The organism is Streptomyces davaonensis JCM 4913 (assembly GCF_000349325.1).
Classification (GTDB): Bacteria; Actinomycetota; Actinomycetes; order Streptomycetales; family Streptomycetaceae; genus Streptomyces; species Streptomyces davaonensis.
This window is the reverse complement of the sequence record NC_020545.1, coordinates 75,912-89,331: the sequence shown is the minus strand read 5'-3', so window position 1 is coordinate 89,331 and position 13,420 is coordinate 75,912. Positions and strand designations below refer to the sequence as shown.

General features: G+C 68.2%; 18 protein-coding genes. 7 read left to right on the top strand and 11 right to left on the bottom strand.

Annotated features, from left to right (window positions below):
• Positions 1–839 precede the first annotated feature (839 nt).
• Together BN159_RS46360 and BN159_RS42560 are read left to right on the top strand one after the other, a co-directional pair.
• The gene (locus BN159_RS46360; RefSeq protein WP_015449533.1) at positions 840–1,598 is read left to right on the top strand and encodes a hypothetical protein; all 759 of its coding nucleotides are present in this window, start codon (positions 840–842) and stop codon (positions 1,596–1,598) included.
• On the top strand, positions 1,595–2,068 hold the full coding sequence (locus tag BN159_RS42560) for a MarR family transcriptional regulator (protein ID WP_015449532.1): 474 nt from the start codon (positions 1,595–1,597) through the stop codon (positions 2,066–2,068). The genes BN159_RS46360 and BN159_RS42560 overlap by 4 nt, the downstream gene beginning before the upstream one ends.
• A gap of 139 nt (positions 2,069–2,207) precedes the next feature.
• Here BN159_RS42560 and BN159_RS45995 read toward each other — a convergent pair whose 3' ends face one another.
• The 3 genes from BN159_RS45995 to BN159_RS42550 form a co-directional block, all read right to left on the bottom strand.
• Positions 2,208–2,369, bottom strand: a complete 162-nt coding sequence (locus tag BN159_RS45995) for a hypothetical protein (RefSeq protein ID WP_015449531.1) — start codon at positions 2,367–2,369, stop codon at positions 2,208–2,210.
• A 65-nt stretch (positions 2,370–2,434) separates the two neighbouring features.
• On the bottom strand, positions 2,435–2,806 hold the full coding sequence (locus BN159_RS42555; protein WP_015449530.1) for a hypothetical protein: 372 nt from the start codon (positions 2,804–2,806) through the stop codon (positions 2,435–2,437).
• 1 nt (position 2,807) lies between these two features.
• On the bottom strand, positions 2,808–3,068 hold the full coding sequence (locus BN159_RS42550) for a YlcI/YnfO family protein (RefSeq protein WP_015449529.1): 261 nt from the start codon (positions 3,066–3,068) through the stop codon (positions 2,808–2,810).
• Between the two features lie 178 nt (positions 3,069–3,246).
• Here BN159_RS42550 and BN159_RS42545 point away from each other — a divergent pair, with 178 nt between their 5' ends.
• Positions 3,247–3,507 (top strand): hypothetical protein, encoded by a 261-nt coding sequence (locus BN159_RS42545; RefSeq protein WP_015449528.1) that lies wholly within the window; start codon positions 3,247–3,249, stop codon positions 3,505–3,507.
• Between the two features lie 140 nt (positions 3,508–3,647).
• Here BN159_RS42545 and BN159_RS47345 read toward each other — a convergent pair whose 3' ends face one another.
• From BN159_RS47345 to BN159_RS44670, 5 genes are all read right to left on the bottom strand, one after another.
• On the bottom strand, positions 3,648–4,634 hold the full coding sequence (locus tag BN159_RS47345; RefSeq protein ID WP_231905822.1) for a CopG family transcriptional regulator: 987 nt from the start codon (positions 4,632–4,634) through the stop codon (positions 3,648–3,650).
• On the bottom strand, positions 4,631–5,182 hold the full coding sequence (locus tag BN159_RS42535; RefSeq protein ID WP_106435985.1) for a hypothetical protein: 552 nt from the start codon (positions 5,180–5,182) through the stop codon (positions 4,631–4,633). The genes BN159_RS47345 and BN159_RS42535 overlap by 4 nt, the downstream gene beginning before the upstream one ends.
• Positions 5,183–5,401: 219 nt before the next feature.
• Positions 5,402–6,190 carry a hypothetical protein gene (locus BN159_RS43160; protein ID WP_051113719.1) on the bottom strand — a complete coding sequence of 263 codons (789 nt, stop codon included), beginning with the start codon at positions 6,188–6,190 and terminating at the stop codon, positions 5,402–5,404.
• 105 nt (positions 6,191–6,295) lie between these two features.
• A complete protein-coding gene (tpg, locus tag BN159_RS42520; protein WP_015449523.1) occupies positions 6,296–6,883 on the bottom strand; it encodes a telomere-protecting terminal protein Tpg in 588 nt (195 codons plus the stop codon).
• A 35-nt stretch (positions 6,884–6,918) separates the two neighbouring features.
• On the bottom strand, positions 6,919–8,040 hold the full coding sequence (locus tag BN159_RS44670; RefSeq protein ID WP_015449522.1) for a helix-turn-helix domain-containing protein: 1,122 nt from the start codon (positions 8,038–8,040) through the stop codon (positions 6,919–6,921).
• Positions 8,041–8,097: 57 nt separating this feature from the next.
• Between BN159_RS44670 and BN159_RS45990 the strand changes: the two genes are divergently transcribed.
• The 4 genes from BN159_RS45990 (at position 8,098) to BN159_RS43155 (ending at position 11,063) form a co-directional block, all read left to right on the top strand.
• Positions 8,098–8,259, top strand: coding sequence for a hypothetical protein (locus BN159_RS45990; protein WP_157901174.1), 162 nt, complete (start codon positions 8,098–8,100; stop codon positions 8,257–8,259).
• 550 nt (positions 8,260–8,809) lie between these two features.
• Positions 8,810–9,169 (top strand): hypothetical protein, encoded by a 360-nt coding sequence (locus tag BN159_RS42515; protein ID WP_041822815.1) that lies wholly within the window; start codon positions 8,810–8,812, stop codon positions 9,167–9,169.
• A 2-nt stretch (positions 9,170–9,171) separates the two neighbouring features.
• Complete coding sequence (locus BN159_RS42510) at positions 9,172–9,693, top strand: DUF6233 domain-containing protein (RefSeq protein WP_015449518.1); 522 nt, start codon at positions 9,172–9,174, stop codon at positions 9,691–9,693.
• Positions 9,694–9,776: 83 nt separating this feature from the next.
• Positions 9,777–11,063, top strand: coding sequence for an endonuclease domain-containing protein (locus BN159_RS43155; protein WP_015449517.1), 1,287 nt, complete (start codon positions 9,777–9,779; stop codon positions 11,061–11,063).
• A 57-nt stretch (positions 11,064–11,120) separates the two neighbouring features.
• Here BN159_RS43155 and BN159_RS42500 read toward each other — a convergent pair whose 3' ends face one another.
• From BN159_RS42500 to BN159_RS45985, 3 genes are all read right to left on the bottom strand, one after another.
• Positions 11,121–11,312: a hypothetical protein gene (locus tag BN159_RS42500; protein ID WP_015449516.1), complete on the bottom strand. Its 192-nt coding sequence runs from the start codon at positions 11,310–11,312 to the stop codon at positions 11,121–11,123.
• Between the two features lie 303 nt (positions 11,313–11,615).
• Positions 11,616–12,746: a hypothetical protein gene (locus BN159_RS42495; RefSeq protein WP_331712343.1), complete on the bottom strand. Its 1,131-nt coding sequence runs from the start codon at positions 12,744–12,746 to the stop codon at positions 11,616–11,618.
• 191 nt (positions 12,747–12,937) lie between these two features.
• Positions 12,938–13,393, bottom strand: coding sequence for a hypothetical protein (locus BN159_RS45985; protein WP_015449514.1), 456 nt, complete (start codon positions 13,391–13,393; stop codon positions 12,938–12,940).
• Positions 13,394–13,420 lie beyond the last annotated feature (27 nt).

Sequence of the window (13,420 nt, the reverse complement as noted above, 5' to 3'; positions counted from 1 at the left end):
CCTGGGGCGGGTCCGCTGCGCTCCCCCGCCTGACGGTCCTTCCGGCTGCGCCTCCAGGACCGTTGAGGCCCGCTGGCGCGGGCCGGGCTGACTGTGAGGGGTGGGGGTCGCTCGTTCGTGTGGGTTTCAGTGTATCGCATGCATCAGGTTGATTCAGCATGTACCGTTGGCGGAAACACGAGACACCCCCCCCACCACACCCGCGGAACGCACCTTTTGGTAAAGCGTCAGCGTGAGAATTGAGGTGCATTAACTTACGAGAGGATAATGAATTGGGGAGCTTCGGGCCTCAGCCGAAGGACGTTACCTCAGATATGGGAAAGGAAGAATTCCGAGGTGCGGAGGTATCGGAGCCGAACGGCCCCCAGGGCCGGGCGGCGGAACCCCAGACGGCGCCAGCCACGCCCTTGTTGCTGGTTGTCCCGTCATGGCCGACACCACCCGAGACTCAGAGCCGCTGATGCCGCCTTTGGTCTGCGCGGGCTCACGGGCTCGCATGCGAAGCCGCCTCAACCACCAGGGGTCCTGCCGGCGCCTGCGGGTGGACCTCAGCCACCTAATACTTAGGCAGATCAAGAACCCGCTGGTCAGCGGCGTGCACATCTGGCGATCTGTCACCTCAGGAGATACACAACGCCCTCGATATGTACCTCCTGAGGAGTCACATCGACGCCCAAATGTCAGCCAGACCGACAGGTCGGGCGTGAAAACGTCAGCCAGACCGACATTCGCGACGATGTCCCGTTGAGCGGACCGCCGGAGCACGCAGGGGGGAGATCTGTCCCCCCTGGGGGGACACAACACGCCGGAACGTCAGCCAGACCGACATATCTGTCGGCGTGGCTGACATACTTCTGCCGTCCAAGATCAGCGAAGTGGAGAGCAGCCTCGTGTCATCCGAGCCACAGCGCCGCCGTCCCGCACCGAAGCGCGCGCCGCGCCGCCCGGAGCTGCCCCTCGACGATGAGATCCAGGCGTGGTCCAAGCCCACCCGGCCGGTTGAGGACCTGGATGCCGTCGCCAACCGCTACCCGGACCGGCACCTGTCGCTGAGCAGCAAGCGCAAGCCGATGGAGTTCTACGACACTCCGGAGCGGCCCAAGGCCTTCTCCATGGACTCGCTGGAGTTCTTCTTCCTGATCGCGCAGTACTTCCGCGAGGCCCTGCCGCTGCGTCTGATCCTGCTGATGATCGCCTGCCAGAAGGCCGGCGGGCAGATCCGGCTGACCCAGGAAGAGATGTCGACGGTCCTGGACGTGCAGCGCGCGAAGATCAACGAGGCCCTCGGGGAAGTGATGTCGCACGGCATCGTCTTCAAGGTGCGCCGGGGCGTCTACCAGTTCAACCCGCCCTACTCGTACCGTGTAGCTGAGTTCATCCCGGGCACCGAACTGGTCGAAGCCGAGTACGTCCAGGTCGACCAGGACAAGACGATCGCGAACATCCGCAAGGATGAGAGCCTGCCGCAGCTCGTGCGGTTCCCGTCGCTGGAGCACATGCGCGAGGCGATCGAGAAACTGCGCAAGAAGCGAGCCGAAGAACGCGCTGCACGCCGGTTGGCCCGTGCCCAGCGCCAGGAGGAGGGAACAGCCCAGTGAGCACCTTGAAGTGGGCGGCGACCAACGCCGACAGCCTTCTCGCCGACCTGGACCTGCCGCCCGCCGCCTACCGCGCGCTGCTCAAGCTCCGGGGACGCAGCGAGGCCGGCGGCCGCATCAGCATCGACCAGGCCGCCCTCGGTGAGCTGCTCGGGCTCAGCCGCCCCAGCGTGAACGCCGCACTGCGGGAGCTGGAGCTGGCCCGGCTCGTCAAGAAGGTCCGCAACGGCGTCTACCAGATCAACCCCATGCTGGCCGGCCACACCTCCCCCGAGGACGCCCTGGCCGCCGTCAAGGCCATGCCCAAGGCGGACCGCCTCGACAGCAAGACCTACGTGGCGAACTACCACAAGGCCGTCGCCGCCTACCAGGACCAGCTCGCCGAGCAGCGCAAGAAGCGAGCGGCCGCCGCCGCAGCCAAAAAGGCCGCGGCCGCCAAGAGGCGCGGCTCGCTGCACGCCGTCGGCTGACCCGGCCGCCTGCTGCACGAGCAGCACCCGTGTGCCGTCTGGGTCGTGCGAATGCTGCGCTGCACGTCCGACCCACGGTGCAGCAGCCAAGCAGCGGGACCAGGAGCAGGGGCGCGGTAGTCGGGCACAGCCACAGTCGTCAGTCGATGACGAGGGCGTGGTGCACGGCCTGGCGGGCGCGGTCGACATCGGCGTCCGTGACCGTCTCGTCGTCCTCAATGCCAGCGAGCCACTCGGTCATCTCGTTGGGGTGGCAGCGAGCAAGGTCGGCGGGGATCTCGAGAGGGCGGGTGTCGGGCACGGCATGCTCCTGGACGGGTCACCGTGCTCAACGTCTGACAGCGTCGGGGGTGCCGGGCCGGGTGGTCAGATCCGCCAGGAGCGGATGCGGTCTGCAGCGTCGTACCCGTCGGCGCGGCCAGCGCCGATGTCCCGGGCAAGGTCGATCAGCGCGCCATAGGGCGGGTCGATGGCCTCGCCTGCGGCGTTCATGTACGACACAACGATCGCGGCGCCGTACAGGGCGTTGCGGGCCGGAAGCGGGGCTAGCCGGATGATGGCGTGCATGAGCGCGGCCGCGCGCCAGGCGTTGTCGACGGTGACGCCGACCTGCGGGGTGTTGACGCGGTGGCGGGCGACGGCGGCCACGAGGTTGGAGAAGTCGTGGACCGACGGGTGCTTGGGCAGGACCTCCGCCTGGCGCTCCAGGAGCCAGCGGATGTCGATGTGGAAGTCCACGTCAGGCCGCCCGCCCCGGAATCTCGGCAGCGTCCAGGCGGGCGGGGGCGTCGTCGGGGAAGGCCGCGTCGAACGCGTCCGCGTTGTCGGCGACGAACTGGCGGAAGACCTCCGCGGCGTCCTCGAGGCGGGGGTCGCGGACCGCGTTGCGCGCGGCCTCGGTGATGAGCGCGGTGACCGTGGTGCCCTCGGCCTCGGCACGCTCCTGCAGCTGGGCGTGGAGTTCCTCGGGGACCCGGATCGTCACTGGCTTCTTCGACATGCTCTGAACGTACAGCAGGGCGTACAGCACAGGGAGGGAATCGGCGGATTCCGCCCTGCCAGAACGTCCGGACTGTTCACCGGCGAGACAGCCGCTATGTCCCGATGAGGCAAAGCCATTGACGCCCACGCCCGCCCGGAAAGAAGGTGATCAGGCAAAACGAGCAAGGGGGCGCACGATGTCCGGTTATGAGCGAACCCGCGCCCACGTTGTCCGCGCAGGAGAGGCCACGGCGCAGGTCGTCATCCCGGCGTGGATGCACGGACAGATCACCGTGACCGTGGACACGGCGGACCTGGTCGCGGCCACCGGTCTGGGCCGGGACGAACTCGCCAGCGTGGACCTCAGCGTCGTCGCGGATCTGTCCGCGACCATGGACACGGCCGTCGACCCGCACGCCTGGCAGGTGCCAGCGGCTCCGGGACGGACCGCCGCCTGACTGGGGCGGCACGGCTGCCAGGCGTGCGGGCAACTACGTTCCGTATCGCGCATGAGGGCACGCGAGGCAAGATCACGAGTGTCACGCTCACGCTCCGTCAGCGTGACGTGGCCCGAGCACGGCCTCGGGGCGGCGAACAACTATCCCCAGCGCCGTAGCTCCCGCGTCAGCTCCTGGTGCCACGCCGTACGGCGCGGCGCGCGCTGGCCGTCGGGCGGGGTGCCAAGGGCGACCACGGGATCGGTGATCCGGTAGGTGACCCGGTACGCGAGGACATCGGTCGCGGCGTCCATCCAATCGTTGGCGTTCCGGGAGGGGGCCATGGGGCCAAGCGCGGTGACGAACCAGACCGGTAGCAGGTCCGCGCCGCTGACCGCGTCGGAGAGCCGGCTGCGCAGCCGAAGCCGCAGCCTCGTGTTCGCCCGCTGGCCCGCGTCGATCACCTTGGCCTTCTTCGCGCGCAGGGTGTTGTCCGCCTCCAGCTTCTCCCGGTCCTGCTCTGCGCTGGTCGTCAGCGGACCGATCCGGCTGTGAACCGCTTGGGCCTTGGGCGCGGACTCCTTGAAGGCGGGCTCGGCTGTTTTCCGTTCCGGGGCTCCGGCCTGTGTGGTGGCCAGGACCGCGACGGCGCGAAGGACCGCGGCACGGTGCTGGCGCCGCTCCTCCAGGGCCTGCTTGAGGTGGGCGCCGGACAGCTTCAGCCGGGAGCGCTCGTAATCGGGCAGGAGGCCGACGCGCGCATCGAGGCCCTTGTTCACGGTGACGGCCAGGGCGTGCAGTTCGCCGGCGCGGTCCTCGTCGAGGTCGACGACGACGGCGCCCTCGGCTTGGCGCAGGTACCGTTCCAGCGCCGCCACCCGGGTCGCGAGCCGGTCCACGCTCCCGTCGACCTCCGAGATGCGGTCACCGAGGTCGCTGTCGACCCGTTCGGTTTCTTCCTTCGCCTCCCGAAGGTCGTACTCAAGGCTGTCGACCCGGCGGGGGATGTCCTCGAGCTGACCGACGGCGTCTTCCACCTCCGACAGCTTGGAGTCATGGTCGCGTACCTCGGACAGTGCGTGCCGGAGGCTGGTTTCGAGGTTGTGGACCTTGCGGTCCAGGTTCGAGTACGACCCTTCCAAGCTCACGCCGCTCCCCTCCTTTCCCGCGCGTGCGCGGCGTCGGCGTCGGTCGCCAGGACGAAGCTGCCGATCCAGCCGGCGGCCGCAGCGACCCAGAACCATGTAGACAGCACGCCGAAGACGAGCAGGGGCACCAGCACGGTGACCGCGCCCAGGACGCCGGCCGCGATGCGCAGCTCCCGGTGTCCCTGTACCGGGGCGTCCATCCCGCTGGCCAGGAAGCCGAACAGCAGCTGGAAGACGGCGAGAGCGACCCAGCCCCAGCCGATCCAGCCGGTCAGCGGCGCCAGACCGAGCAGCACGGCCCCGAGCATGTGGATCCGCGCCGACCAGGTGAGGGCGGATTTGCTGACCTGCCGCTGCGGCTCTTCCCGCTTCGCCGGGGCCTCGGCCTCGTACTCCAGCAGCGCCGACCCGGCGTTGACCAGCTGCGCGAAGAGCGCCTCATAGCGCGGATGGTCTTCAGGCAGGCCCGGTAACTCCTGGAGCACCGAGCTGATGTCCGCCTGGAGGCCGGCGACCTCACCGGCTATCTCGTGATCGATCTCGCCCACTCGTACCCCCTGTGACGATGCGTCGCCGGAACACTGCCCGGCAACGGCCCGCACCAGCCGCAAACCGATCGACCGTACCGGCCTGCGTCCGCAATGAGCTGGGCAATGATCAGAAGTGGCCGAATCCGCGCTGCTCCAGCACCCGCACCCGGCTTCTCGCGCCGGGGCTGTCCCGTCGTACCCAGACCGCGTCGATGTCCTCGTGCTCCTGGTGCTCGCTCATGCCGGGCTCCCCGGGGCGCCGGGCGTCTCGGGGGCGCGGTTGAGGAACGTTGCGAGGTCGGCGGCGGCCTCGGGGTCGGCGGTGGCGATCCGGGCCGCGAACGCCAGCTGGCCGACGCCGGTGTCCGGGACCAGGCGGGCGAGTTCGGCGAGCAGCGCGGCGTGCGCGAGGACCGGTGGCGGAAGGAGGCCGGTGGCGGCCTTGCGGGCGGCCGGGTCGCGGTAGTGCCCGAGGTGCGCGGCAAGGGCGTGCGCGAGCCAGGCGTCGACGTCGGCCTGGACGTACCCGCCCGCGCGCCGGGTGAGTTCGTCGCGCACGGCTTCGTCCCCGTCGTGGGGCTCGGTCTGCTCCAGCGTGCCGAGCTCACGCAGCGCCTGGAGCTCATCGGCGCGGGCCGCGACCCGGGCGGCCTCGCGGTGCTCGGCTTCCCGGGAGTCGGCGGCCGCGGCGTCGGCGGCGAGCTCGGCCTGGACGACGTCGTCGGCGCCGGGGTCGTAGATGGTGCCCGGCGCCGCGGCGGCGAGCAGCTGCGCGATGCGCTCCCACTCCGCGAGCTCCGCCGGGCCGCGGACGTCGTCAGCCCGGTCCTCGTGGCGCGCGTCCCGCCGGGCGCTGAACCGGGCGTCCTCGAGGGCCACCGCGATGGCGTCGGCGTCCATCCCTTTCGCCTGCCGTCGCACGACGCGGCGGCCGATCCGGGCGGGGTCGACCGGCTCGCGGGGCGCGGCAAAGCGCGGGGCGAGTGGACGGCGCGCAGTGCGCCGGGGTGGCCAGGGCGTGGTCATCATCGGCCTCGTATTTGTGGTGCGGATTCGGAGCGGGCCGCCGCCGGAGTGCTTCTGCGACGGCCCGCCGAATATGGTTTATAGCAGGCCGTGAATTTAGCCGTGTCAGAACTGGAAATCTATGGACTGGACGTGCGTGAAATCCGCACGGAGACCGCCGGCCCGGGTGCCCCATTCCGTGAAATACGACTCGGTGATGGCCTCCGCATCGATCGGATGTAGATCTTCCTCCGTCGCTCCGGCCTCCTGGAGCTCCAGGATCTGCTTCACGTAGGTGGGAGAGATCGGGGTGGTGATGGTGCGGATGCGGCCGTCATCCGAGCTGCCCGAGCACGTGAATCCGACGTACGCCGTCACCTCCACCATCATCCCGCTGGAGGTGGATGCCTGCTCCCGTGCCTGTGCCCTGACCTGTGGTTGCCACTCGGATTCGGTCGCCTCCACCAGGGCGGCATGGAGGCGCTTCTGCGGAGTCGTCAGCTTCCCGGCACGGTAGCGCTCCACCGTGCGACGCGAGACGCCCAGACGCTCCGCCAGGGCCTTGGCCGACCCCTTCGCCCGCGTGAGGAGGAATTTCACCTTTGCATTCGCGGATTTCGGTGTGGGCCGGGTGAAGACCTTCCGCTCCGCCCGCGCGAGGGCTTCCAGGACCTTGCCGCGACGTGGGGCCGCCTGCTGCTCGTGATCGCTCATGCCCCCAGAGACCACGGATTGCCTGTGGACAGGTTTCAGTAGTTTGGCCAGCGGGTGTGGTCTGATCGTGAACTCTTTGGGAGCCAGCGCTCGATCGCTCGGCCGCAGATGCGCAACACGGTTGAACGAGGCGGCCAGGCCGGTGACATAGTGCTCACCGCGACTTGAGCTTGCGGCGCGGCGGAAAGAGGGATGCTGGCATTTGTGGCTGGCTCTAGAGGCACTTCCCTGGGTTGCAGCGTAATGATCTCAACCGTAGGACTGTTGTCGGCTCGGACCAGGACTGGGTAGCGGTATGGCGTCCTGATGGGCAGCCCGGAGCGGGTTGTACCTGCCGGTGGGCGGGCCTTTCGCGGACCTTGCTGTCCGCGCGGGCCGGTGGGGAACATAATCTTCAAAGGGATCTGTCCGCGCAGGAAGTTGAGGTCAGTCTCGTTTTCGTGATTGGCCACTTGGAACGCGGCGTCGGCCCGGGCTGGGCTTTCGTTCTGCGGGGCATCCACGAGAAACGTCAGCTTCCTGGCTGCTGTAGGCAGCCTCTCGGCTGCGGAGATGCGATCCCAGACCTGCTGCCAGCGGCGCACGCCGTTCGGGGGAACGTCCAGAGATTCCATGAACGCTGTGAGGTGCTCCCGCGAGGGGACGGCCTCGCCTCTGAGAATGACGCTGAGAGTGCTCTTGGGCAGCCTGTAGCGTCCGTCCGGGGTGCGCCCGGCCATCGTTTGCAAGTCACTCAGGGACGGCTGTCCTTGGCGAGCCCGCATCGCAACCATGACGTCGTGGAGCTTGCCGAAGCTGTCAACGACGTCGGGATGGGTCATCGCCGAACGCAACGAGGTCGCCAGGTCCCGGAACTCCGGGGAGATGCCTGCTCGGCGTCTGCGTTCCTCCTTTGCTCTGCGCGCGGCCTTCCAAAGGCGCACCGCCTCATCGGGATCTGCGTCGCACGCGGCCGCGAAGGCGACCACCAGGCGGCGGGTGGGGACCGTGCAGCCGGAGGCGCCACGGGAAAGTGCCGACGCAGTGAACTGGTGACCGGTCAGTATGGCCATTGCCGCGTAGGTGAGACCTCGGCGCTCGCGTTGGGCACGGAGCCATAGCGCGAGCGCCTCGGCCTGTCGGGTTTCGGCGGCAACGGCGTTCTCACGCCGTCCCATTAAGGCTCAGACGACGTCGGATGGCGGAGCCTGTGGCGCGCGCAGGGCTTGGACGGAGTGGGCGGCGATACCCAAGGCTCCGCCGACGAATGCCAGGGCGCCCGCTACCGGCATGCCCAGGGCCGCGAGACCTGCGGCCACTACGACGACCACGATCACGAGGCGCACCTCCGCGGCTGTGAGGCCGTGCGCGGGTTGCGGGCCGGGAGCCTGGCGTAAGGGGATTGAACGCATGTCTGCCTGCCTGTCTTGATGCCACGCCCTGTGTAGGCATGGGGAGTTGGCTGCACCGTGTATGGCCGGCGGCGACTTCCAGGTCGGCCCGTCGGCGAGGCCGATCATCTCACCGAGATCAGGACAACCACAATGAGCGGCCCATCGGGTGAAGTCTTTGATGCGCGATCGTCTAAGACTTCACCCCCACGAAATGGCGAACGAGTGGCCGAGTACGAATCCGGACTTGTGAAAAGAGCAGGTGGGAAGACGGAAGCTGCTCTTTTTTGTGCATTTTCGTCCAGGCGCCATTGCCCAACCGGAGCCGGGGATGCCATGGTCCTTTCAACGCTGCCTCCGGCACCTGCCGCCGAGGCTCCCTGGCGCCATGGCTGCACCATGAAACAGGGTCCGGGTTCACCGCGTTCCAGCGCGGCGCCCGCCAGGTGGCGCGTCCTGTGAGGATGCGCCACCTGCCGCATGATCAGGTGGCCGCAGACGGTGAGCGAGCATCCGATCTCGCAGCGCTGTCGGCGGCTCGAACTACTGTTGGGCCGTGACGACGTACGACTACCCCGACGCTCTCCTCAAGGCGCAGCAGGCCCTCAAAGAGGTACGCGCCAGCCTTAACGCCCTGGTCAAGACGCTGCCGTACTCCGTGGAACCCATGGATGCCTGGGAGCGCCCCGACGGCTATTGGCTGGGCACGTCCCCGTCGTATCCGGACTCGCCGGGCTGGTCGGAGCAAGAGCAGAAGGAGGTTGCGGCGTTGCGGGAGCGTGAGCGTGAACTCGCCAGCGCAATCGTCACGCACCCGTTCTGGAGCGAAGTCGCCGGTCCCGGACGGCCCGATGCCCGCTCCCAGCTCAAGCACACCCTCGAGCGCGGGGACGGCGAGGGTCAGGAGGCGGCGTAGCCGTGGCGGACACCCCGCCGGAACCACCGCCCATCACGGTGGTCCTCCCCAATGCTGAAGCCGTCACAGGGCGGCTGCACGAGCGTCGGCAGACCCCGGACGGCTGGTTGTACCGCGTGGCCGTTCCGGCCTGGCAGAACACCCCTGAGGGTCGTGTGGAGCCTGCCTGGTACGTGGTGTGGGTGAAGGCCCCCGACCATGTCAGGCCGGTCGACGGCGTCTCGTACGACGGTGTTCCCACCGAGCGCCTGGACGCGCCGTCGACGGTGCGCGAGATCCTGGGGCCCCGTCGGCCCTCCGGATGGGTCCTACAGAAGCTGGAGGGCGGCCGCGGCGCCGGCCGGGGCATCATCCACGCCATCGATTGCGAGGAAGCCCCCACCAGAGCGCCGCTGCTGGCCCTGGACCAGGCGCTGGACGCTGCGGAACACCCGGGCGTCCAGCTGTGCTCCCTTTGCGGCGCGGCCGCCGAACTCGATCCTGTACTCCGGGGCTTCGGCCAAGGCCACGCCGACGGCGAGTAGCAACTCGGACACCTATGCGACCAACGGCACTTGTGTACGGGTTCGGGAGGGGTGTTGTCAGACCTCGCTGTCACCATCCGCCCATGGCCCAGATCAGCCCCAAGCTCGCCCACACCTACTTCACTGAATTCTCTGCTGGCTCCGCCGTCCCGCTGGACTTGGACGACCTCCTGAACATGAGGCACCTGCGGCGTCACAACCATGTCGTCATCGGCGATGTCGCGCTGCGCTGCTACAAGAACAAGTCGAAGTGGACGTACGACGAACGCGACATCCGCCGCGCTGCGCAGGAGTTCGCGGACTTCAGTCTGGACGCCGACGATGTCGTGGAGGTGCAGTTGCCTGCCTATCGCGACCACAACGGACAGGACCCCGAGGGCCGGGGCCGGGCCGACTGGCGGGGACAGATCGCGGCCTGGCTGTTCTGGCAGGCCCGCGAGAAGCACAACGAGGGCCGGCCTTACGAAGAGTGGGACGACAGCTGGAAGCGCATCGGAGCCAGCGGGCTGCCCGGGGCACTGACCTGGGACGAATTCGTCGCGGCGCGCAGCGGGGAACGGTTGCGGGAGAACATCGCCAACACCCGGCCGCTGGAGCTGATGACTTTCGCTGGCGGCAGCCTGTTCGTGCCGAGGGCCTACGCCGAACTCCTGGACCGATGGGAGCAGGTGGAGGAGGACCTGGTCGCCCGGGCCCGGATCTGTAAGGGCTGTGCTGCTGGGGGCCCGCGTTGGGGCGGCTGGCGTACGCCGAGCCCGCTCGGCTACGTCACTCTGTGCCCGCCGTGCTCGGGAGCTGCCTTCCAGCAGTACACCGGTCACCTGCGCGGCGTGTTGTACGACTCCCCCCGCGTGCGGGGCATCCGCGCCGACGACTACCTGTGCCGCCTGTGCGCTGAGACCCGGGCGACGGCTTGGGATCACTGCCACGATCATGGCTTTGTACGCGGCCCACTCTGCGGCAGCTGCAACACCTTCGAGGGCAAGAGCTCCCCGCGCAGCTTCCTGGAGCGGCAGGACGGGGCCGTGCTGCACCTGCTGGAGTGCCGAGGCTGCCTGGAACAGCGAACCCTGCCCGGCCGGTACCACGTCGGCATCGCCGAGAGGCATCTGGAGGCAACCGAGTACCACCGCCACCGCGGCCGCTCGTGCCGGCGCCAGAGGTGGGTCCGGCACGTGGAACTCGCCCACGGCGCGCACCGATTTGAACTGGATTGCTGGTGGCACAGCCAGAAGTGGACGAAGGACGTCACGGTGCCCGAGACCCTGGCACTCGTACGGGACTTCGTCGACCAGGCGCTTGCCCCCGCGCAGCTGGAGGCCGCGGTGCCGGCCGCGCGTGCAGCGGCGGACACTACGCCATCGGCATGAGCAACCACGCCAAGCACACCAGCTCGATCACCGCCAGATGGGCTCCTTTCGGCCCGGTCACTCTTCCCGGCCGCGGGTGAACCAGAGGACCCGGACCATCTCCGCCGCCGCCCGTCGCCGGACAGGCTTCCGGGCATACACCGCAGTGAGCGACAGCAGGACGATCAGCAGCAGGTACAGCGCGACGACCGCAAGCAGGGCCCACACCAGCAGCGGTACCCGAGCAAGGAACGGCGCAATTGCCGTCACGACGACCCCCATCAGTTGCAGAGCAATCTCCGCACTGACGGGGCGGCCTACCGCAACGGCCAACGCCCGATCCGACGATCTTGAATCGTCGGCCGGGTCCACCCTCCCTTGAATTGGCTGGGGGGAAGTGCCGTTGCGTACTCTCCGGCGGTCGTGAGCCGCCAGCCGAGCGTTCCCGGTCGAGAGCTGCTTCCAGAGTGCCACACCACGGGTGCCGTTTCGGCTCGAGTCGGCAAGGAGGGTGCGCGCGGTGATCCGCCCGGGCCAGGTCGGCGGAGGGTGCTGGCTGCCGTAGATCCGCCGTTAGGTGATGCTTCTCGCCGAGATCAGCTGGTTGGTCAGCTCCACCGTGGCGAGGTACCACCAGAAGATCCAGTCCATGAACGCTTCGTCGTAGTCGCCGTGCTGGTCGGCCCTGCGGTGGCGCAGGTTGTATCGGTTGGCGATCTCGAACAGTGCCCCTTCGTCGGCCTTGCCGACCTGCTCTTTGATCAGGGGGCGGCGTTCTTCGAGAATGCCCGCGAGGGTGACGATCGCCGATCGCTTGCTCTCTGCTGATGTGTCCCGTCCCCGGAAGAGTGCGATGGCATGGCGGATACGCGTGGTGATGTCCGGGGCGCTGTCGTTGAGGGCGCGGTGCACCAGTGTGCTGCGGGCGTCGTCGGTAACGGTGACCAGGCGACCGAGGTCCTCGCCTTCGGCGGCGAGCTCGTACTCGATGCCGGCTTCGCGCAGCAGTTGGTTGACCTTCCACCGGTACAGGACGCGTGCTGGGCCGTTGTGGAACTCCGAGTGGTGCCATCCGCAGCCGCCGTAGGAGTGGAAGGCCCGCATGCGGGGACGGCTTACCAGGTCGTGGAACACCTCCATCAGCCCGTAGAAGGTGTCCTCGTCCCACGTCTCCGGCGCCAGAGGCCACAGATTGGGGATGCCCAGGCGCCTGTCGATCACTGCGGAAGCGTCGGGCAGCTCGCTGTGGTCGTCGACGCATTCCTCGCCGAACGCCTCAACCAGGTAGCCGCTGTCGGCGAACTCGCCGATGAGCCGCGCAAAGTCACGTCGGGTGTCCCGCGCGGTGCTGCCGTCGTGGGCTGGTCCGTTGCCGCGGCGCTGCGGCCAGTACGGCCGTGGCGCGGTCGCGTGCCTGAGCTCGGGTGCCCGCATGATGAGCTCAGTGAACCAGTCGTGCTGGTCCATCACGGCCCGCTTGGCGCCCCAGCTGGTGGCAGGGTCCGCCCAGGGATCATCTATTGGGGCGGTGTGGTTGGGCAGGTCTTCAAAGTCTGCAACCGCGGTCGTACCTGCCAGGGCCTCCGTCATGAGCCATGTTGCCCGGTCCTGCCAGGAGCCCTTGGAGCGGAGGATGCGCTCCCCCTCGGACACGAACAGCGATGTGGGCCAGAGGAGTTCGTAATTGCTCAAGTCCAGACTCACCGGAACATCATCGCCCATCCGGGTATGTCCCGCCCCCAAGTGATGGATTGCCGTTTCAGTCCCGGATGAGCTCCTTGAACTGGGGACACCCGACGGCAGGATCTGTGACTGAGCGCCTCAGGTGGAGGGTGAGCGGCTGGGTTGGCGGGGCTGTGCGGTGTAGTTGGCAGGCAACCGCCTGGCACTCAAACTCAACGCCGCGAGCCGGAGCCGTCACCATCAGTGACATCCTCATTTCGGCTGGTGGGCTCCCACAAACGCTGTGCATGTTCGAGTAGGCGTTCCATGTCGGCAGTGCTTTTACCGCTGATCTCGACGGTGCGGTCGCCAACCTCGACTCGGATGCGGGCGTCCTTGTGCCTGCCGACGATGGCGTTGATTGCCATACGGAGAGTCAACCAGACGCCAGCGCCACCACTGCTACCGAGCACCACGATAAGGAGTTGGTTAAGGTCGAGGCCGAATTCTGCGCCAAAGCTGGCTTCAGCTTCCTGCTCTTCGAGCTGCGCGAGGAGGGCGCGGGCAAGACCGGGTGTGGCACGCACCGCGACTTGCCCAGTGGACGCCCAGTTGGGGTCGATGCGTAGGCGTAGGACGCCGGGTTCGGCGGGCGGAGGTTCGGGCATCGAGTCGTGGCCACGAGTCATGGGCGGAGAATAGGTCTGGATCCGCTC

What these genes read in the sequence shown, in the direction of transcription:
- BN159_RS43160 (WP_051113719.1), bottom strand. Translation starts at nt 6,190, where the DNA reads ATGACCACGCCCTGGCCACCCCGGCGCACTGCGCGCCGTCCACTCGCC.
- tpg (WP_015449523.1), bottom strand. Translation starts at nt 6,883, where the DNA reads ATGAGCGATCACGAGCAGCAGGCGGCCCCACGTCGCGGCAAGGTCCTG.
- BN159_RS44670 (WP_015449522.1), bottom strand. Translation starts at nt 8,040, where the DNA reads ATGGGACGGCGTGAGAACGCCGTTGCCGCCGAAACCCGACAGGCCGAG.
- BN159_RS42550 (WP_015449529.1), bottom strand. Translation starts at nt 3,068, where the DNA reads ATGTCGAAGAAGCCAGTGACGATCCGGGTCCCCGAGGAACTCCACGCC.
- BN159_RS43155 (WP_015449517.1), top strand. Translation starts at nt 9,777, where the DNA reads ATGGCCCAGATCAGCCCCAAGCTCGCCCACACCTACTTCACTGAATTC.
- BN159_RS42545 (WP_015449528.1), top strand. Translation starts at nt 3,247, where the DNA reads ATGTCCGGTTATGAGCGAACCCGCGCCCACGTTGTCCGCGCAGGAGAG.
- BN159_RS45985 (WP_015449514.1), bottom strand. Translation starts at nt 13,393, where the DNA reads ATGACTCGTGGCCACGACTCGATGCCCGAACCTCCGCCCGCCGAACCC.